This window comes from Spiribacter curvatus (assembly GCF_000485905.1).
Taxonomy (GTDB): Bacteria; Pseudomonadota; Gammaproteobacteria; order Nitrococcales; family Nitrococcaceae; genus Spiribacter; species Spiribacter curvatus.
The window spans coordinates 1,191,984-1,210,327 of sequence record NC_022664.1 but is presented as its reverse complement, the minus strand read 5'-3'; the positions used below and the strand labels follow the sequence as shown (position 1 = coordinate 1,210,327).

At 61.4% G+C, this 18,344-nt stretch carries 18 protein-coding genes; 5 read left to right on the top strand and 13 right to left on the bottom strand.

The window, feature by feature from the left end; all coding sequences use genetic code 11:
- Positions 1-81: 81 nt before the first annotated feature.
- The gene (katG, locus tag SPICUR_RS05970; protein WP_041381764.1) at positions 82-2,259 is read left to right on the top strand and encodes a catalase/peroxidase HPI; all 2,178 of its coding nucleotides are present in this window, start codon (positions 82-84) and stop codon (positions 2,257-2,259) included.
- Positions 2,260-2,340: 81 nt separating this feature from the next.
- On the opposite strand, the gene SPICUR_RS05965 is transcribed toward katG, so the two are convergent.
- From SPICUR_RS05965 to rsgA, 6 genes are all read right to left on the bottom strand, one after another.
- Positions 2,341-3,402, bottom strand: a complete 1,062-nt coding sequence (locus SPICUR_RS05965; RefSeq protein ID WP_023367079.1) for an ATP-binding cassette domain-containing protein — start codon at positions 3,400-3,402, stop codon at positions 2,341-2,343.
- Between the two features lie 18 nt (positions 3,403-3,420).
- Positions 3,421-4,440 carry an ABC transporter permease gene (locus SPICUR_RS05960; RefSeq protein ID WP_023367077.1) on the bottom strand — a complete coding sequence of 340 codons (1,020 nt, stop codon included), beginning with the start codon at positions 4,438-4,440 and terminating at the stop codon, positions 3,421-3,423.
- Between the two features lie 79 nt (positions 4,441-4,519).
- Positions 4,520-5,482, bottom strand: a complete 963-nt coding sequence (locus SPICUR_RS05955; protein WP_041382344.1) for a glycine betaine ABC transporter substrate-binding protein — start codon at positions 5,480-5,482, stop codon at positions 4,520-4,522.
- A 239-nt stretch (positions 5,483-5,721) separates the two neighbouring features.
- Positions 5,722-6,207: a hypothetical protein gene (locus tag SPICUR_RS05950; RefSeq protein WP_023367073.1), complete on the bottom strand. Its 486-nt coding sequence runs from the start codon at positions 6,205-6,207 to the stop codon at positions 5,722-5,724.
- Positions 6,208-6,702, bottom strand: a complete 495-nt coding sequence (locus tag SPICUR_RS05945) for a hypothetical protein (RefSeq protein ID WP_023367071.1) — start codon at positions 6,700-6,702, stop codon at positions 6,208-6,210. It lies immediately after the preceding gene.
- Positions 6,699-7,586 (bottom strand): ribosome small subunit-dependent GTPase A, encoded by an 888-nt coding sequence (gene rsgA / locus SPICUR_RS05940; protein ID WP_023367069.1) that lies wholly within the window; start codon positions 7,584-7,586, stop codon positions 6,699-6,701. Before rsgA ends, SPICUR_RS05945 begins: the two co-directional genes overlap by 4 nt.
- A 73-nt stretch (positions 7,587-7,659) precedes the next feature.
- On the opposite strand from rsgA, the gene orn reads away from it, so the two are divergent.
- Positions 7,660-8,220, top strand: a complete 561-nt coding sequence (orn, locus tag SPICUR_RS05935) for an oligoribonuclease (RefSeq protein WP_023367067.1) — start codon at positions 7,660-7,662, stop codon at positions 8,218-8,220.
- A 13-nt stretch (positions 8,221-8,233) separates the two neighbouring features.
- Here orn and SPICUR_RS05930 read toward each other — a convergent pair whose 3' ends face one another.
- Positions 8,234-9,070, bottom strand: a complete 837-nt coding sequence (locus tag SPICUR_RS05930; protein WP_023367065.1) for a sulfurtransferase — start codon at positions 9,068-9,070, stop codon at positions 8,234-8,236.
- A complete protein-coding gene (gene ppsA / locus SPICUR_RS05925) occupies positions 9,070-11,445 on the bottom strand; it encodes a phosphoenolpyruvate synthase (protein WP_041381761.1) in 2,376 nt (791 codons plus the stop codon). The genes SPICUR_RS05930 and ppsA overlap by 1 nt, the downstream gene beginning before the upstream one ends.
- A 77-nt stretch (positions 11,446-11,522) precedes the next feature.
- Between ppsA and ppsR the strand changes: the two genes are divergently transcribed.
- The 3 genes from ppsR (at position 11,523) to SPICUR_RS05910 (ending at position 13,315) form a co-directional block, all read left to right on the top strand.
- Complete coding sequence (gene ppsR / locus SPICUR_RS05920; RefSeq protein ID WP_023367061.1) at positions 11,523-12,344, top strand: posphoenolpyruvate synthetase regulatory kinase/phosphorylase PpsR; 822 nt, start codon at positions 11,523-11,525, stop codon at positions 12,342-12,344.
- A gap of 62 nt (positions 12,345-12,406) precedes the next feature.
- Positions 12,407-12,880 (top strand): DUF1249 domain-containing protein, encoded by a 474-nt coding sequence (locus SPICUR_RS05915; protein ID WP_023367059.1) that lies wholly within the window; start codon positions 12,407-12,409, stop codon positions 12,878-12,880.
- Positions 12,881-12,892: 12 nt separating this feature from the next.
- The gene (locus SPICUR_RS05910; RefSeq protein WP_023367057.1) at positions 12,893-13,315 is read left to right on the top strand and encodes an Rrf2 family transcriptional regulator; all 423 of its coding nucleotides are present in this window, start codon (positions 12,893-12,895) and stop codon (positions 13,313-13,315) included.
- Positions 13,316-13,320: 5 nt separating this feature from the next.
- Here SPICUR_RS05910 and SPICUR_RS09915 read toward each other — a convergent pair whose 3' ends face one another.
- From SPICUR_RS09915 to SPICUR_RS05885, 5 genes are all read right to left on the bottom strand, one after another.
- Positions 13,321-13,995 (bottom strand): response regulator, encoded by a 675-nt coding sequence (locus SPICUR_RS09915; protein WP_023367056.1) that lies wholly within the window; start codon positions 13,993-13,995, stop codon positions 13,321-13,323.
- 16 nt (positions 13,996-14,011) lie between these two features.
- Positions 14,012-14,815 (bottom strand): amino acid ABC transporter ATP-binding protein, encoded by an 804-nt coding sequence (locus SPICUR_RS05900; protein WP_023367054.1) that lies wholly within the window; start codon positions 14,813-14,815, stop codon positions 14,012-14,014.
- Positions 14,816-14,832: 17 nt separating this feature from the next.
- Positions 14,833-15,933: an amino acid ABC transporter permease gene (locus SPICUR_RS05895; protein ID WP_023367052.1), complete on the bottom strand. Its 1,101-nt coding sequence runs from the start codon at positions 15,931-15,933 to the stop codon at positions 14,833-14,835.
- 4 nt (positions 15,934-15,937) lie between these two features.
- On the bottom strand, positions 15,938-17,125 hold the full coding sequence (locus tag SPICUR_RS05890; protein WP_023367050.1) for an amino acid ABC transporter permease: 1,188 nt from the start codon (positions 17,123-17,125) through the stop codon (positions 15,938-15,940).
- Between the two features lie 90 nt (positions 17,126-17,215).
- The gene (locus tag SPICUR_RS05885; protein ID WP_023367048.1) at positions 17,216-18,235 is read right to left on the bottom strand and encodes an amino acid ABC transporter substrate-binding protein; all 1,020 of its coding nucleotides are present in this window, start codon (positions 18,233-18,235) and stop codon (positions 17,216-17,218) included.
- Positions 18,236-18,344 lie beyond the last annotated feature (109 nt).

Here is an 18,344-nt window from a genome sequence, read left to right as displayed (position 1 = left end):
TCGGCCGTAACAAATTCCCTTTCACTCTGTGTCTGTTATAAATAGGACAGTCACAAAGCCAAAGAGCGGAGATCATGAACGATGGCAGCAGCTGATATCGATCAGACCGGTAAGTGCCCGGTAATGCACGGCGGGGCGACCAGCCAGAGCAGCGACAATATGGGATGGTGGCCTAATGCGCTGGATCTGGAGATCCTCCATCAGCATGACACCAAGACCAATCCAATGGGCGAGGACTTCAACTACCGCGAAGAGGTCAAGAAGCTCGACCACGAGGCCCTTTGGAACGACATGCGGGCGTTCATGAAGGACAGCCAGTCCTGGTGGCCGGCCGACTGGGGGCATTATGGCGGTCTGATGATCCGTATGGCCTGGCATGCCGCCGGATCGTACCGCACCGCGGATGGCCGTGGCGGCGGTGGTACGGGTAACCAGCGCTTCGCACCGCTGAACTCCTGGCCGGATAACACCAACCTTGATAAGGCCCGCCGGCTGTTGTGGCCGCTTAAGAAGAAGTACGGCAACCAGGTCAGCTGGGCCGACTTGATCATCCTTGCCGGGACGGTGGCCTATGAGTCCATGGGGCTGAAGGTGTTTGGTTTCGGTTATGGTCGCGAGGATATCTGGCATCCGGAAAAGGACATTTACTGGGGCGCTGAGAAAGAGTGGCTTGCCCCGAGTGAAGAGCGCTATGGCGATGTTGAAAAACCGGACACGATGGAGAATCCGCTGGCAGCGGTCCAGATGGGGCTGATCTATGTGAACCCCGAGGGCGTCAACGGGAACCCTGATCCGCTTGCCACGGCAGAGCAGGTCCGCGTGACGTTCGCGCGCATGGCGATGAATGATGAAGAGACCGCTGCCCTGACCGCCGGTGGGCATACCGTTGGTAAATGCCATGGTAACGGGGATGCCGAATTGCTGGGTCCTGATCCTGAAGCGGCGGACGTCGAGGAGCAGGGCCTTGGATGGAACAATCACACCACCCGGGGCGTGGGACGTGACACCGTCACCAGTGGCATCGAAGGCGCCTGGACGACCAACCCGGTTCAGTGGGACAACGGGTATTTCCATCTGCTGCTCAATTACGAGTGGGAGCTCAGGAAGAGCCCGGCCGGCGCCTGGCAGTGGGAGCCGGTGAACATCAAGGAAGAGGACAAACCGGTTGACGTCGAGGATCCATCGATCCGCCTCAACCCGATCATGACCGACGCCGACATGGCCATGAAGATGGACCCGGCGTATCGGAAGATCTCGGAGCGGTTCTACAACGATCCGGCCTATTTTGACGATGTGTTCGCTCGGGCCTGGTTCAAGCTGACTCATCGCGATATGGGGCCCAAGGCCCGCTACATTGGTCCGCATGTGCCGGATGAGGATCTGATCTGGCAGGACCCGGTGCCAGCCGGCAATACCGACTACGACGTGGATGCGGTCAAGGCGAAAATCGCGGATAGCGGGCTTGGCATCGACGAGATGGTAGCGACCGCCTGGGACAGCGCCCGGACCTTCCGGAATTCGGACCTGCGTGGCGGCGCCAATGGGGCCCGCATCCGCCTGGCGCCACAGAAGGAATGGGCCGGCAATGAGCCGGAGCGTCTCGAGCGCGTGCTCAACACGCTTGAGCCGATTGCCCGCGAGTCCGGCGCTAGCCTGGCGGATGTCATCGTGCTGGCGGGTAATGTCGGTGTCGAGCAGGCCGCCAAGGCGGGTGGACACAATCTCACCATCCCGTTCACGCCCGGCCGGGGTGACGCGAGCGAAGAGCAGACCGATGCCGCATCGTTCGATGTCCTGGAGCCGGAAGCAGACGGTTTCCGAAACTGGATGAAGAAAGACTACGTCGTCAGTGCTGAGGAGCTCATGCTCGACCGTGCCCAGTTGTTGGGTCTGACGGGGCCAGAGATGACGGTGCTGGTGGGTGGCATGCGTGTCATGGGCACGAACCACGCCGGGACGAAGCATGGCGTGTTCACGGACCGTGAGGGTGCGCTGACCAACGACTTCTTCGCCAACCTCTGCGATATGGCAAATACCTGGAAGCCGGTCGACAGCAATCGTTATGAGGTCCGCGACCGCCAGACCGACGAGGTTAAGTGGACGGCGACCCGGGCGGATCTGGTGTTCGGTTCCAACTCGATCCTTCGGTCATACGCCGAGGTCTATGCGCAGGACGATAACGAGACGAAGTTCGTTGACGACTTTGTCAGTGCCTGGACCAAGGTGATGGATAACGACCGGTTCGATCTGGTCGACTGATCGACTGCCTCGACTGAAAAACCCCGCTGCGGCCTCTGCGTCGCAGCGGGGTTTTTTTATAGAGATGCGGGACGGGGGCGGTCAGTAATTACCGCGGACGCCACCCTCAGCTGCACTGGTCGGCACCAATGCCTTGACCAGTGTCCGCATACTGATCACACCGATCTGCTCGCCATCCCGGACGACCCGATAGACGAGGTCCGTGTCACCGTCAGAGGCGGCGATCACGGATTCAAGATTAGTATCCTCGTCGACGTCTCCGGCGACAGGCCCATCGATCGCCTCACGCGTGTGCTTCATCACCGAGCGGACGCGAAGCACGCGGGCACGGTTGATGTCACTGATGAAGTCAATGATGTACGGATCGTTCGGGCGCAGCAGTATCTCCTGCGGCTCGCCCTGCTGCACGGTATAGCCATCCTTGAGGATCACCAGGTGGTCCGCGAGCTTGAGCGCCTCGTCGAGGTCATGCGTGATGAACACGATCGTCTTGTGCAGCTCTTGCTGAAGCTCGAGGAGCAGATCCTGCATGTCCGTTCGGATGAGCGGGTCGAGTGCGGAGAATGCCTCATCCATCAGCATGATGTCTGAGTTGGAGGTGAGTGCCCGTGCGATACCCACCCGCTGTTGCATACCGCCTGAGAGCTGGTGCGGATGCTGATTGTCGTTGCCCTGAAGGCCAACGCGTGCCAGCCACTTGCTGGCTTCGGTCAGAGCAGTGGACTTGTCCTCACCCCGCACAACCAGAGGCATTGCGGCGTTCTCGGCGATGGTGCGATGGGGGAGAAGGGCGAACTTCTGGAACACCATCGACATGTTCTCGCGTCGTAACCGGCGGAGCGCATCCTCGTCATAGCCGATCACATTGTTGCCATCGACCAGCACGTCGCCGGCCGTCGGCTCGATGAGTCGGTTGAGATGGCGGATCAACGTTGATTTCCCGGAGCCGGACAGCCCCATGATCACCGTGATCTGACCATCGGCGATGTCAACGTTGATGTCCTGCAGACCGAGCACATGACCGTACTGTTCCAGCAGGTCGGTTTTGTTGACGCCCGCCTTGACATGCTCCAGCGCCGTCTCCGGGTCGTCACCGAAGATCTTGTACAGATGCTGGATCGAGATCTTTATCTGATCGCTCATTGAATCGACCTCCTGTGATTACTGCTGCGACGTGTTGACGCGGGCCAGAGCGGCCTTTGTCACACGGTCGAGGATGACGGCGAGGAGGACGATGCCAAGCCCGGAGACCAGTCCGACACCCAGCTCGAGGTTGCGGATGCCGCGCAGCACCAGCACACCCAACCCGGGCGCCGAGACCAGCGAGGCGATGACGACCATGGCGAGGCTCATCATGATGGTCTGGTTCACACCCGCCATGATGTTCGGCAGTGCCAGCGGAATCTGTACGCCGTAGAGCTTCTGGCGATCGGTCATGCCATAGGCATCCGCGGCCTCGATCACATCCTTGTCCACCAGCCGGATACCCAGGTTGGTGAGACGGATGACCGGCACGATCGCGTAGAGGATGATCGCAATCCCGTAGAGCTTTGGCTCGGTGACGGAGAACAGGAAAATCAGCGGAATCAGGTACACGAACGGCGGAAGCGTCTGGAGCATATCCAGGACCGGCGTGATCCCTCGTTGGAGATTGTCACTGCGCGACATGGCGATCCCGATGGGTACGCCCAGTAATACGCAGATCAGCGAGCAGACGAAGATGATCGCGAGCGTCTGCATTGCGTAGTCGTAATGGTCGATGAACGCAAGGAATCCCAGCATCGCCGCGACCATACCCACCAGTCGCATTGACTTGGAGGCGATCAGCACCACGATCAGCATGAGTGGAATCATGATGAACCACGGCACGGTCTGGAACATGTTCAGCGCGCCGTTCAAAAACCAGCTCAGTGGCTGTGTCACCGGATCGAGTATGAACTTGAGGCTGTCCTTGACCGCCAGAAAGCCACTCTCCAGACCACTGGTAAGGTCTCGGGTCTGGGCAATGGCCGGGCAGGCGTCGTTGAGGTTGTCGAGAGACGGGAAGGGCAGTTCCCAGAGTGACGGTGCGGTGGTGTCCTGGCTTGCCAGCAGCTCGTCCATGCTCATGGACCCACCGCCGCGCTCGCCGCACCACTCTCGGAGTCCGAGTCCGTTAAAGATAAAATCGTAGGTCGCCATCGGCGGGTTCCTCTTATGGAATAAGAAAAGGCGCCGGGGAATAAATCCCCGACGCCCGCGCTCCCTGGGGGACCGCTATCTAGAACATGCCGGCGACATTGGCGCGGGCGTCCTCACTGAGCCAGCTCATCCACTCATCCTGATTGTTCTGCAGGTAGTAGACGACAGCCTCATCAACGCTTGCCTCGTTGTCGGAATGCCATGCAAGCATGCCATTCATCACGTCATTGTCGAATGTGACGTTCTGCATCAGCTGATAGGCTTCCGGCTCGCGCTCGGCGAGGTCAGCGGTGACTACATTGAACACGCTGGCGGAGGGGAAGGAGGAAACACCCACTTCGTCGCACTCAGGGTTCTGGTTGCAGTCATGCACATCCGAGTTGTAGGGACCCAGATCGATGCTGACGAAGTCATACTTGCCGAGCGGGGCGGTGGGGCCCCAGTAGTAGCCGAAGTAGGGCTCTTCCGCCTCGTAGGCCGATGCCATCGCGGCCTGCAGGGTCTCACCCGAGCCGTGGTTGAACACCTCGATGCCGTTGTCCTCCAGCTCGAAGGCCTCCTTCAGCGAGTCGTTGACGATCCGGCAGCCCCAGCCATCGGGGCAGTTGTGGAAGCGGGCACCGACCAGTTCCGGGTTGTTCAGGACACCCTCGATCGTCGCCAGTTCAGGATGCTCCTCGACCAGATAGCTCGGGACGAGCCAGTGCTCGGTACCGCCCTTGCTGAAGGCATCGGAGGCCTTCATGACCTTGCCTTCCTCGGCGAGCTCAAAGTACAGCGGCGCGGAGTTGACCCACATCTCGGGGACGATGTCCGGCTCGTTGTTCTCCGCCAGCGATGTGATGGCGGTCGTGGTGGCTGACGGCACGACGGTGACATCACAACCATAACCCTGCTCGAGCAGGAACTCGGTGACGCCGGTCATAATGCCGCCGGAAGTCCAGTTCATCTCCGCCACGGATACCTCGCCGCACTCGGCATTGGCCGCCATCGGCACCATTGCACCGGCGAGGGCCAGGGCGTAAAGGGGACGCTTACTCATGGTTAGCTCCATTATCTACGTTTCAACTAAAGGATTCGCCATCATTCGGTACGAGCACAGTCGTCCCCGGGGGTGACGCATTCCGCACACACCGTTGCGATGGTAAAGGGAGAGTCTGCCGCACCCAGCGTGCGGTCGAATGTCAGGCGGTTAATCGGGTAATGAATAACCCGGTCTCCGTATCCAGTGTGTCTTAACTATAGATCAACTTTTCTGATAACTGCAAACCCTGTAGTGGATCAGAGCCAGGCAAGGGCAATCAGACCGGCCATAGGCACGAGGATCATACTCACGAGCCAGCGCCGCCAGACAAACGGCCAGCCCAGGGTGGGCAGTTCAAAGGCGAGCGTGCGATGCAGGGCAACGCATGACCAGCCCGTGAGCAGCGCAATCAGTTGCGGCACGCCGACACCGGCACGCTCAAAGACGAGAATCAGCGGGAAGGCGACGACGGGCCCGCCGGGGAGAACGCCGCCCAGCACTGAGGCGATGAGGATCCCGATGAATCCCGAGTTCTCGCCAAGCCAGCGACCGAACAGGGCCTGAGGAATGAGCTCACCCAGAAAACTGGCCGCGATCAGGGCAATGGGTAGGCGGATCAACAACGGCGCGAGCTGTTGCCATGCACCCTGCAGCACCGCGCGATGCCGCACATGCTCATGCCGGTGGCCAAGCACGCCCAGCGCGAGGGTGAGGGCAAGCACACTGAGGTAGGCGTAGAGCATTCAGTGGCGCGCTGGATCGCCAAGCCATTGGCTGGCCATGCCGGCAATCAGTGGCAGGGGGAGCGAAACGATGAGACGCAGGATGACGAAGTCGGTGCCAAAAAAGGGCAGCTCCCAGATCAGGATGCGCTGAATGCCGAGCACAGACCACGCGGTGAGATAGGTGATGCATACGGGGAATGATGCCCCGATCGCCCGCAGCCCAACCACGAGCGGGAAAGCCATGAACGGGCCGCCGGGGGTGATCGCACCGGCGGCCATCGCAATGAAAAGCCCGCGCCACCCAGCATCGCGTCCCAACCATCGCTCGACGACGGCGCGTGGTAAAAGCGCCTGCGCGTAGGCGGCCATGACAATGGCGATGATGACCAGCGGCAGCACCAATGCCATCAGCTCACCGGCCGAGAGCACCGCCCCGATCACGGCATCGAACCCATGCCGATTGCTCAGCACCGCCCCGGCGACAACGGCAAGTAGCACAAAGAAGATCGTCATCCGCGGGTTTCCTGACGCAGCCGCTGCCAGCGTTGCAGGGCCTCTGGGTCGATATGGCCAGCTGCAAGACCCGCGCGGATACCGCAGTCCGGTTCGCTGCCGTGGCGGCAGTCATTGAACCGGCAGCGTCGGGTCGCCTCAGCGATCACTGGATAGGCGGCGTCGACGGCACCTGGCTGCAGATGATCAAGACGCAACGTGCGCACGCCTGGTGAGTCGATCAGGGCACCCCCGTCGGGGCGATCGAATAGCGTTGTCTCGCTGGTGGTATGCCGGCCCTGACCGCTGCTGGCCGATATCTGTCCGATTCTCAAGCTTGCTGTCGGGACCAGGGCCTGCGTGATGGATGACTTACCGACACCGGACTGGCCCACAAGAATCAGGGTCTCGCCACGGGTGGCGGTCCTCAATCGGTTCAGGGCCTCGGGATCGTGTGTACTGCCGGTCATCATCGGAATGCCCATGGCTTCAAAGCGTCGCTGGATCGCTCGCATTGGCATTGATTGAGCGCTCGAAGCCAGATCCTGTTTGTGACACCAGAGCATTAACGGGATATCGAGGGCCTCACTGAGGACGATATATCGATCCACCAGCAGGGCATCGGGGACCGGCTCGGGGGCGACGACCAGAACAATCCGGTCGATGTTCGCGGCCAACCCCCGCGGCCGCCCGCGAAAATCACCGCGCTCGATCAGATTACGACGGGGCTGGATCACGTCGATCCAGCCGTCGGGGGAATCGGCGCTCCACTCCACCCGGTCACCACAGACCGGTCGCGGATCACGGCGACGGCGGGGCCGGCAGCGATGCAGGCTGCCGTCGGGGTCGGCAACCAGACAGTGGTCGCCGCTGCCCATCACGACGCGGGCCGTCGATTCATTCATTGGTGTCATCATTCTGTTGGTGGAGGGCTTTGATAGACTGGCGGTTCCAGTCACTCAACCGGGACCCGTTTACATGCTCTATTCGGCGAATAACCTCATCTGGATCGATCTGGAAATGACCGGTCTTGACGTCGACAACGACCAGGTCATCGAGATCGCCACGATCGTCACCGATGCCGAGCTTAATATCCTCGCTGAGGGACCGGTGCTGGCGATCCACCAGCCCGAGCCGGTCCTTGACGGAATGGATCAGTGGAATCAAAGCCAGCATGGCGGTTCGGGTCTGATTGAGCGGGTCCGCCAGAGTCGCGTCGATGAGTCGGAGGCCGAGCGCCAGACACTGCGTTTTCTCGAGCAATGGGTGCCGGCGGGCGTGTCGCCGATGTGTGGTAACAGCATCTGTCAGGATCGTCGTTTCCTCCACCGAGTAATGCCCGAGCTCATGCGCTACTTCCACTACCGCCATATCGATGTGAGCACCCTCAAGGAGCTCGCGCGGCGCTGGATGCCTGCAGCGGTCGACAGTAGCCAGAAAAACGCCACCCACCTGGCGCTGGATGATATCCGCGACTCAATCAACGAGCTGCGTCACTACCGGTCACAGTTCCTCTGCGAGGCCGCTCGCGGCCGATGATCCGCAGGCGGTATCAGTCGTCTGTCGCTGTGCTGACCGGTCGGCTTGGATCGTTGCCCCATTCCGACCACGAGCCGTCATAGCCGCGCACCCTCTTAAAGCCCAGGGATCGCAGGACGACATAGGTCAACGCCGATCGATGGTGAGTCTGGCAGTGGGTGACGATCTCATGGTCAGGCGTGACGCCGAGGTCGGCGTAATCCTGCATTAAGGCGGCTGCGGGGCGCAGGCGGCCATCGCGGTCAGGATCGACATTGTCGGTCCACTCGAGGTTGACGGCACCGGGGATATGGCCATTGCGCTGTGCACGCACAACCTCACCACGGTATTCCGCTGGCGATCGCGCATCCACGATCATGACATCGGGGTCGTCCAGGTGGGCCTGGATATAGTCCGCATCCGCGCGCGCAAAGCCATGGTCCAACGCCGCCGGGTAAGGTGCCGTGCCAGTGTCTGTCTCTGGCGGGCCACTGACCAGCGCCCGCCCTTCAGCCTGCCAGGCGCCTAACCCGCCATCGAGCAGTGACCAGTGCCAGTGGCCTAGACAGTCGAGCGTCCAGAGCAGACGCGAGGCGGCGCCGCCGCCGCTGGCATCATACGCGATGACATGCGTTGATGGCGTGATGCCCGCCTCTCCCAGCACAACGGCCAGGTCTGATGCGTCTGGCAGGGCGCCACTGGCCGGTGGCCGGCGAGTGACGAGATCGCTATAGCGGATGCAGGTCGCGCCCTCGATATGGCCCTGGGTGTAGACCGCTCCGTCTCCGACGAAAACCACTTGCAGGTCGCTGTTACCGAGGTGCGCGACGAGGTGCTCCGGGGTGATCACCGGTGGCATGATTTCGGCCATCAAGTCGTCTCACCGCCGAGGTACAGCCAGGTCTCGACCACGCTGTCCGGATTAAGGGAAATGCTGTCGATACCTTCCTCCATCAGCCAGCGCGCGAGGTCGGGATGATCGGACGGTCCCTGGCCACAGATGCCGACGTACTTGCCCGCGCGATTAGCCGCCTGAATGGCCATATGCAGCAACGCCTTGACGGCGGGATCACGCTCTTCAAACAGATGTGCGATCAGACCCGAGTCGCGGTCCAGTCCCAGCGTCAGCTGAGTGAGGTCGTTGGAGCCGATGGAATAGCCGTCAAAGATCTCCAGGAACTCATCGGCAAGTACCGCATTAGACGGCAGCTCGCACATCATGATGACCTTCAGCCCATCCTTGCCTTTCTCGAGGCCATTCTGCGCGAGCAGATCCACGACCTGACGTCCCTCCTCGGGTGTGCGCACGAACGGAATCATGATCCAGACATTGGTCAGCCCCATTTCCTCACGGACCTTGCGCAATGCGCGGCACTCGAGTTCGAAGCATGGGCGGAAATCATCGGATATGTAGCGTGAGGCCCCGCGAAACCCGATCATCGGGTTTTCCTCCTCGGGTTCGTAGGCCTCGCCGCCGATGAGGTTGGCGTATTCGTTGGACTTGAAGTCTGACATCCGCACGATCACTGGCTGATCGGCGAAGCTTGCCGCGAGGGTGCTGATGCCCTCGGCGAGCTTATCGACATAGAAGCCGACCGGATCATCATAGCCAGCGATCTGGTTGTCGATCACCGCTTTGAGGTCATCGGACTGCTGGTCATATTCGAGCAGTGCGCGCGGGTGGATACCGATCATCCGGTTGATGATGAACTCGAGCCGCGCCAGGCCAACGCCGGCATTCGGCAGCTGAGCGAAATCGAAGGCCCGGTCGGGGTTGCCCACGTTCATCATGATCTTGAATGGCAGCTCCGGCATATTGCCGAGCTCGATGTTGCGTATCTCGAAATCCTGGATGCCGCGGTAGATGTAGCCCGTATCGCCCTCGGCGCTGGACACCGTCACCTCGGTGCCGTCGTGCAGGCGGTCGGTGCCATTCCCGGTCCCCACCACTGCCGGAATGCCCAGCTCACGGGCGATGATCGCCGCGTGGCAGGTACGCCCACCGCGATTGGTGACGATCGCCGAGGCACGCTTCATGATCGGCTCCCAGTCGGGATCCGTCATGTCAGTGACCAGTACATCCCCCGCCTCAACGGTGTGCATGTCGTTAAGGTCGTCCACCACACGGGCACGCCCCGCGCCGATACGCTGCCCGATAGCACGTCCCTCGACCATCACCTGGCCACGCTCATGGAGCTGATAGCGCTGGAGGCTCTGACCGCCGTCACGGCTTTTGACCGTCTCTGGGCGGGCCTGGAGGATATAGAGGCGTCCGGTCTCGCCGTCCTTGCCCCACTCAATATCCATCGGGCGGCCATAATGGGCCTCGATGGTCATGGCCTGCCGGCCGAGGGACTCCACCTCCTCATCGGTCAGACAGAATCGCATCCGGTCGGCTTCGGGGTTCTCGATGATCTGCACGGTTTCATCGCTGCTGGGGTCATCGTCATAGACCATCTTGATGGCCTTTTCGCCCAGCATCCGCCGCAGGACCGCCGGGCGACCGGCGGCGAGGGTGGCCTTATGGACGTAGAATTCGTCCGGGTTGACCGACCCCTGAACAACCGTCTCGCCCAGGCCGTTGGAGGCGGTCACGAACACCACATCGCGGAAACCCGACTCGGTGTCCATGGTGAACATCACTCCCGAGGCGCCGATATCGGTGCGCGCCATCTCCTGGATGCCAGCGGACAGTGCCACCTTGGCATGCGCGAAGTTGTGGTGGACGCGGTAGGAAATCGCCCGATCGTTGAACAATGAGGCGAAGACGTCGCGGATGGTGCGCATCACATCATCAAGACCGCGGACATTGAGGAAGGTCTCCTGCTGCCCGGCAAAGGAGGCGTCTGGCAGGTCCTCGGCCGTCGCTGAGGAGCGTACCGCCACCGATAGATCGGTTTTTCGTGCCCGTTCGACGAGCTGATGCCACGCGGTGGTGATTGCATCATGCAGCGGGGCGGGGAAGGGCGTCTCGATAATCATCTCACGGATCCTCGCGCCCACCCGGGCGAGTTCCTGGACATCGTCGATATCAAGCCCCTCGAGGGCGGCCTCAATCCGCGGTCTCAGGCCGCTCTCGTCAAGGAAATCCCAGTAAGCCTGTGCGGTCGTCGCGAATCCGCCCGGTACCTGCACGCCGGCATCGGATAGATTGCTGATCATCTCCCCGAGGGAGGCATTCTTGCCGCCAACGCGCTCGACATCATTCATGCCCAGCGACTCGAACCAGACTACGTATTCGCTCACTACCGCTCTCCCGTTAAAAGTTTTTTCCACACCGGTACACTGACCGCCGATTGTGGTCCATCAAGCTGAGTCCTGCCATGTCTGACCCGCGTAGCGTTTTCTTTATCTCCGATCGCACCGGCATCACCGCCGAGACGCTCGGCCAGAGTCTGTTGACCCAATTTGCGCTCGACTGCTCACCGGTCAGCATGCCGTTCACCGACAGCCCCGAGGCGGTTGATGCCGCGATCGAGCGGATCGAGGCGGCGGGGCGACGCAACCAGTCGCGGCCGATTGTGTTCAGCACGATCATCGACGCGGGTCTGCGTAATCGCCTGCGCCGGGTAAACGCCGTCGTGCTGGACTTCTTTGACACCTTCATCGGACCGCTGGAAAGTGAACTGGGTATGGAGTCGAGCCATACCATCGGCCGCAGCCATGGCATTGCTGACCCCGGGGCGTACAAGCTACGCATTGATGCCATGAACTACGCCCTCTCCGCTGACGATGGCGCGGCTGTGCGCCATTATGAACAGGCAGACGTGATTCTGGTGGGTGTGTCGCGCTGCGGCAAGACGCCGACCTGTATCTACATGGCGCTGCAGTACGGGATCTATGCCGCCAACTACCCGCTGACCGATGATGACCTGTTGAGTGGTCGGTTGCCGGAGGTGCTGCGGCCGTATCGCCAGCGGGTGTATGCGCTCACGATCCGGCCCGAGCGACTGGCCCAGATCCGGGCCGAGCGGCGCGCCAACACCCGCTACGCATCGCTGCGCCAGTGCCAGTATGAGACCGTCCGCGCCGAGGGGCTCTTTCACCAAGAGAAACTGCCTTTTTCGAACACAACGACCATGTCCATCGAGGAGATCGCCGCCATGATCATTCAGTCCCGCCAATTACCGCGGCGACTGTATTAAATTCGCGGTCGCATTGCCAGTCGGGGGCGTCGCCCGGTCAGTGCCTGTGCTACGATTCGCGCATGATGATGCAGACCGGCAATATCGTTGCGGAACGGCCGCCACACGGCAGTTTCGCGGCGCTGATGGAGCTCTACGAAAGCAACTATATCTATCTGCGCCGACTCGTCCCTCAGCTCGACGGCCGGCGCGATGCGCAGGTCTCGAGTGTTGACCGCGGGCCTGATCTGCACCTCGAAGTGATCGAGCGCTGCCCATATACGACCACGCTGATGCTGACCCACCGCTTTCCCCGGGCGGAGGGCGACGAGTCGTTGCCCGATCTGCAAGTCCGCATCTATCACGACGCCCGGGTGGCTGAGGTGATGAAGACCGACGCCGAGGTTTCGGCGCGGGGAGTGCTGGCGTGGCGCTGGGCGGCCAATCGCTTCCTCAATCGCTGGCTGCTGTATTGTCTGGGCGAGGGGCATGGGTTTCCCACGACCGAGGGGGATGCGGTCATCCTGCGGCCAGCGGCACGTCGCTGGTCGGTCTGAGGGGCACGGCTGATGCGTCTGTCCACGAAGGGGCGCTACGCGGTCACCACCATCATGGATCTGGCCCTGCACCAGGGGAATGGGCCGGTGACACTCGCCGATATCTCCCAGCGCCAGGACCTGTCGCTGTCGTATCTCGAGCAGCTTTTCGCTCAGCTGCGTCGGCACGGGTTGGTCCATGGGGTACGGGGGCCCGGCGGCGGCTACCAGCTGGCAATGGCGGCCGATCGCATCAGCATCGCGGCCGTTATCCTTGCTGTGGAGCAGCGCGTGGACACCACGGCCTGCGGCGGTGACGAGAACTGCGCCGAGGGCAATCGCTGTATCACCCACGATCTGTGGGCCGAACTCTCCGATCAGATCGAGGCCTTCCTGGGTGGGATCACGCTCGCTGATCTCGCCGCCGATCCGGCCCTCATCGCCGCCAGCGGATAATCGGATCAGGGTTCGAGATCGACGAGGCCGAGCTTGACCGCTGCGAGTGCTGCCTCGGCGCGGGTGGACACATTCAGTTTGAGATAGATCGACTTGATGTGTCCGGCGACGGTCGAGGGACGAATCACCAGGGCGTCGCCCACCCGATGCCGATCCCAGCCCTGGGAGAGGAGAGAGAGGACTTCGATCTCGCGTTGGGTCAGGCCTGCCGACCCGGCACTGGACGGCATTGACGGGTGACCGCCCTCAGGGTCGACGAGAGGGTGTTCGAACTGCTGCATCATCCGCCGCGTGATTTCCGGTGACAGTCCAGGCTCACCCTTGCCAATGGCCGCAATCAGCGCAGCGACCCCCTCACTCCCCTGATCCTTGAGAATGTAACCGCTCACGCCCTGTCGCAGTGCCGCCAGGAGGTGAGGGTCATCGTCGTGACGGGTCAGAAGCACCCGGGGGGAATCGGGGTAGAGCATGCGCATCTGCTCGATCAGCTCCAGGCCCGAGCCATCGGGCAGGTAGAAGTCTGTGATCAGCAGTCCCGGCATCGAGCGACCGAAGTGCCGATACGCCGCCTTGATGCCTGATGTGGAGACCAGATCAATCTGCGGCCACAGCGTGTACAGGATATGGCTGATGCGGCGCTGCTCACTTCCATCCGGGTCAATGATCAGAGCCCGCTTCATGCAATAACCCGTTTCCTCAGTGCTGGAGAATCTGCTCGAGAAATTCGCGCGTGCGCGGCTGTTCTGGATTCGTGAAGAACTGGCGGGGTGGGGCCGCCTCAACGATCTGGCCACCATCCATGAAGATGACCCGATCGGCAACCGTCTTCGCGAAGCCCATCTCGTGAGTGACGCAGATCATCGTCATACCACTGCCAGCGAGCTCGATCATGACATCGAGCACTTCCTTGATCATCTCCGGGTCGAGTGCCGAGGTCGGTTCGTCGAACAGCATGATCTTGGGCTGCATGCACAGCGCACGGGCGATAGCGACCCGCTGCTGCTGGCCGCCGGATAGCTGCCCCGGATACTTGTCGGCCTGCTCTGGAATGCGGACGCGCTCGAGATAGTGCATGGCCATGTCGATCGCTTCGGAGCGCGGGGTCTTGCGGACCCAGATGGGCGCAAGCAGGCAGTTTTCGAGCACACTGAGGTGGGGAAAGAGATTGAACTGCTGGAAGACCATGCCGACCTCGCAGCGGATGGCCTCGATTTTCTTGACGTCCTCATTGAGCTCGACCCCATCAATGACGATCTCGCCGCGCTGGTGGGCCTCGAGGTGATTGAGGCAGCGGATCAGCGTCGATTTGCCTGATCCCGACGGCCCGCAGACCACGATCCGCTCCCCCTTCTGGACATTGAGATTGACCGCGTTGAGGACGTGGAACTCGCCGAACCACTTGTTCAGATCGGTGACCTGGATGATGTTCTCATCGCTTGCCGCCGAGGCGACCGGCGCCCCGATCACATCGGCCTCGAGTGTCGCGCCATCGTCTGCCATGCCTTGCATCCTTTTGTTTACTGGCGGTGATCGGTATCGAGCTGTTTCTCAATGCGATGGCTGTAACGGGACATGCCAAAGCAGAAGACCCAGAAACAGAAGGCGACGAACAGATAGCCCTCCGCCATGACATTGTTCCATGCCGGATCACTGAGCGTGGATTTCACCGCGCCCAGCAGATCGAAGAGCCCGATGATCAGAACCAGCGTCGTGTCTTTGAAAAGCGATATGACCGTGTTGGCGATGCCCGGGACCACGATTTTCAGTGCCTGCGGCAGGATGATCAGCCGCATCCGGCGCCAGTAGCCCAACCCCAGTGCTTCTGCCGCTTCATACTGTCCCCGCGGGATTGCCTGTAACCCGCCACGGACCACCTCGGCCATATAGGCGGCCTGGAATAAGGTGATGCCGACGAGCGCGCGCAGGAGCTTGTCGAAGCTCACGCCGTCGGGGAGGAAGAGTGGGAGCATCACCGATGCCATGAACAGAATGGTGATCAGTGGTACAGCCCGCCAGAACTCGATGAAGACCACGCAGATGCCACGGATGATGGGCATCTCTGAGCGTCGGCCGAGCGCCAGTGCGACACCGATCGGCAGCGCCGCGATGATGCCGACGTAGGCGAGGATCAGGGTCAGCATCAGCCCGCCCCACTGGGACGTATTCACTGATTCCAGCCCGAACAGACCGCCGGATATGAGGATGTAGCCCGCGACCGGCAGGCCGGTGATGCCAAAGATGCCGGCCCAGCGACCCACTCGCGAGGGCAGTGGGAGAAAGGGGGGCACAACGGCGAGGGCAAAGAGCACGAAGGCCAGTGTGGGCCGCCAGCGCAATGCCTCCGGATAGAAGCCATACATGAAAAAGCCGAAACGCTCCTGGATGAAGATCCAGCAGGCACTGTTGGGATTGCAGGCCTCGACCCCCGCGCCGGTGAACACCGCGCTGAAGAATGCCCAGTCGATCAGGGGCACCAGGGTTGTCAGCAGGTAGTAGCCCACCACGAGCGTCACGATGCTATTAAGCCAGCTGGAGAACAGATTCTCGCGTAACCAACGGACAATGCCGCGCTGGACCACCGGTGCTGACTGGCTGGGGAGTGGCTGATGGGTGGCCATGTCTCTACCGCTCCTCGAGCGCGACCGCGCGATTATAGATATTCATCAGCAGCGAGATGCTGAGACTGATCGTCAGATAGACCGCCATCGTCATCGCGACGATCTCCACGGCCTGGCCGGTCTGGTTGAGCGAGGTGCCCATGAATACGTTCACGAGATCGGGATAGCCGATCGCGACCGCCAGCGACGAGTTTTTGGTCAGGTTGAGATACTGGCTGGTCAGCGGTGGAATGATGACGCGCAGCGCCTGGGGAACAACCACCAGTCGCAGCACACGCCGTGGTGGCAGACCCAGCGCCAGCGCCGCCTCGGTCTGTCCGCTGCTCACAGAGGTAATGCCCGAGCGTACGATCTCCGCGATGAATGTGGCGGTATAGATCGTGAGTGCGACGAGCAGGGCGCCCAGCTCCGGGATCGCTGTGATGCCGCCGGTAAACCGGAACGTACCAAATGTGGGGATATCCCACCCGATGGGCTGACCGGTGAGGAAGTAGACCAGCGTCGGCAGCCCCAGAATCAGCGCCAATGAGACCGGGAAAGCGGGGAAAATCCGACCCGTGGCGGCCTGGCGGCGTCGTGCCCAGATGACGAGCGTTGTGGACACGATCAGCGCGATCACAAGCGTCATGCCCATCCAGCCCGCACCGGATTCAAAGACGGGCTTGGGAATAATAATGCCGCGGTTGCTCAGAAAAGCGACTCCAGCGACCTCGGTCGCCTGCCGTGGTCCGGGCAGGTTGCCAAGCACAGCGAAGTACCAGAAGAAAATCTGCAGCAGCAGCGGTACGTTACGGAAGATTTCAATGTAGGCGAGCGCCAGTTTGGCGACCAGCCAGTTGGTCGAGAGCCGCGCGATACCGACAATAAAGCCGACAATCGTCGCGAAGAGGATGCCCAGTCCGGACACCAGGAGCGTGTTCGTCAGTCCCACCAGAAAGGTGCGGCTGTAGGTCATGGTCTCGTTGTATTCGATGAGACTCATGATGATGCCGAAGCCCGCGGTTTCGTTGAGGAACCCGAAACCCGTCTTGATACCCCGGCTTTCCATGTTGGTGATTGTGTTCTGGAAGAGCGTATAGCCGACCCAGGCGACGGCGGCCATCGCGATGATCTGGAATACCAGGGAGCGGACCCGCGGGTCGTTCCAGGGCTTGGGGTTTCCCGGCCTAAGCGGCCCCTGATCACTGCTCATTGATGCCGGCCTGTTCCCGTTATTCGGTAGTCTGGGAGATACCGGGGATCGATGATCGATCCCCGGTATCGTTCATGCGAACCGGTGCAATTACCGGAATGGGGGTGCGTAGAGGATGCCGCCCTCCGTCCAAAGCTCGTTGTTGCCCCGGTTGAGGCCGAGCGGCGTATCCGGTCCGACGTTACGCTCAAACATCTCGCCGTAGTTGCCCACCTGCGTGATGACTTCGACCATGAAGTCGTCATCAAGGCCGAGGATTTCGCCCATGTTGCTGGACTCGCCGAGGATGCGCTGAACGCTGGGATTGTCGGAGTCCATCATCTCGTCGACGTTATCCGCGGTAATGCCGTACTCCTCGGCATTGATCTGACCGAACAGGACCCACTTGACCACGTTGAACCACTCGTCATCGCCCTGACGGACGACTGGGCCCAGCGGCTCCTTGGAAATGATCTCGGGCAGGATCTCCGCGGATTCCGGATCGGACAGCTGCGTTTTCAGGGCCGCCAGCTGCGAGGTGTCCGAGGTGAGGACGTCACAGCGGTTATTGTCGAAGCCCTGCGCACTGGCCTCGGACGTATCGAAGACGATCGCGTCGTATTCCATGTCATTGGCCCGGAAGAAGTCGGCCAGGTTGAGCTCGGTCGTGGTGCCGGCCTGGGTACACACGGCTGCGCCATCGAGGTCATAGGCACTGTCGACGCCGAGCGCCGTCTTGATCAGAAAGCCCTGGCCGTCGTAGTAGTTCGTCCCGGTAAAGTTGAGCCCCAGCGATGCGTCGCGGGTGGTGGTCCAGGTGGTGTTGCGCGACAGCATGTCGATCTCGCCCGACTGCAACGCGGTGAATCGCTCGGCGGCCGTGAGTGGGATGAATTCCACCGCATCGGCATCACCAAGGACTGCCGCGGCGACGGCGCGACAGGTGTCGACGTCAATACCGCTCCAGTTACCGCTGCTGTCGGGTTGCGAGAACCCGGGAAGCCCATTGCTGACGCCGCAGCGCATTTCGCCCGCATCACGGACTTCCTCCAGCGTGGCAGCCTGCGCTGAGCCTGCGAAGGCCAGTAGCCCGGTGGCTGCGAGCCCCATGGTCATGATTGTCTTTTTCATTCCTGCTTTCCTCTCTTTTCAACGAGGGTGTGCAAAGCCAGTACGGCACTCATTAAGGACGCAAAGTCCATGCCAAGCGTGCCGTTTCTCCTCCTCAGGCACCCTCAGC

What these genes read in the sequence shown, in the direction of transcription:
- SPICUR_RS05910 (WP_023367057.1), top strand. Translation starts at nt 12,893, where the DNA reads ATGCGTCTGTCCACGAAGGGGCGCTACGCGGTCACCACCATCATGGAT.
- katG (WP_041381764.1), top strand. Translation starts at nt 82, where the DNA reads ATGGCAGCAGCTGATATCGATCAGACCGGTAAGTGCCCGGTAATGCAC.
- ppsR (WP_023367061.1), top strand. Translation starts at nt 11,523, where the DNA reads ATGTCTGACCCGCGTAGCGTTTTCTTTATCTCCGATCGCACCGGCATC.
- SPICUR_RS05930 (WP_023367065.1), bottom strand. Translation starts at nt 9,070, where the DNA reads ATGGCCGAAATCATGCCACCGGTGATCACCCCGGAGCACCTCGTCGCG.
- orn (WP_023367067.1), top strand. Translation starts at nt 7,660, where the DNA reads ATGCTCTATTCGGCGAATAACCTCATCTGGATCGATCTGGAAATGACC.
- SPICUR_RS05895 (WP_023367052.1), bottom strand. Translation starts at nt 15,933, where the DNA reads ATGGCCACCCATCAGCCACTCCCCAGCCAGTCAGCACCGGTGGTCCAG.
- SPICUR_RS05965 (WP_023367079.1), bottom strand. Translation starts at nt 3,402, where the DNA reads ATGAGCGATCAGATAAAGATCTCGATCCAGCATCTGTACAAGATCTTC.
- SPICUR_RS05900 (WP_023367054.1), bottom strand. Translation starts at nt 14,815, where the DNA reads ATGGCAGACGATGGCGCGACACTCGAGGCCGATGTGATCGGGGCGCCG.
- SPICUR_RS05960 (WP_023367077.1), bottom strand. Translation starts at nt 4,440, where the DNA reads ATGGCGACCTACGATTTTATCTTTAACGGACTCGGACTCCGAGAGTGG.
- SPICUR_RS05945 (WP_023367071.1), bottom strand. Translation starts at nt 6,702, where the DNA reads ATGACGATCTTCTTTGTGCTACTTGCCGTTGTCGCCGGGGCGGTGCTG.
- SPICUR_RS05890 (WP_023367050.1), bottom strand. Translation starts at nt 17,125, where the DNA reads ATGAGCAGTGATCAGGGGCCGCTTAGGCCGGGAAACCCCAAGCCCTGG.
- SPICUR_RS05950 (WP_023367073.1), bottom strand. Translation starts at nt 6,207, where the DNA reads ATGCTCTACGCCTACCTCAGTGTGCTTGCCCTCACCCTCGCGCTGGGC.
- SPICUR_RS09915 (WP_023367056.1), bottom strand. Translation starts at nt 13,995, where the DNA reads ATGAAGCGGGCTCTGATCATTGACCCGGATGGAAGTGAGCAGCGCCGC.
- SPICUR_RS05915 (WP_023367059.1), top strand. Translation starts at nt 12,407, where the DNA reads ATGATGATGCAGACCGGCAATATCGTTGCGGAACGGCCGCCACACGGC.
- SPICUR_RS05885 (WP_023367048.1), bottom strand. Translation starts at nt 18,235, where the DNA reads ATGAAAAAGACAATCATGACCATGGGGCTCGCAGCCACCGGGCTACTG.
- rsgA (WP_023367069.1), bottom strand. Translation starts at nt 7,586, where the DNA reads ATGAATGAATCGACGGCCCGCGTCGTGATGGGCAGCGGCGACCACTGT.
- SPICUR_RS05955 (WP_041382344.1), bottom strand. Translation starts at nt 5,482, where the DNA reads ATGAGTAAGCGTCCCCTTTACGCCCTGGCCCTCGCCGGTGCAATGGTG.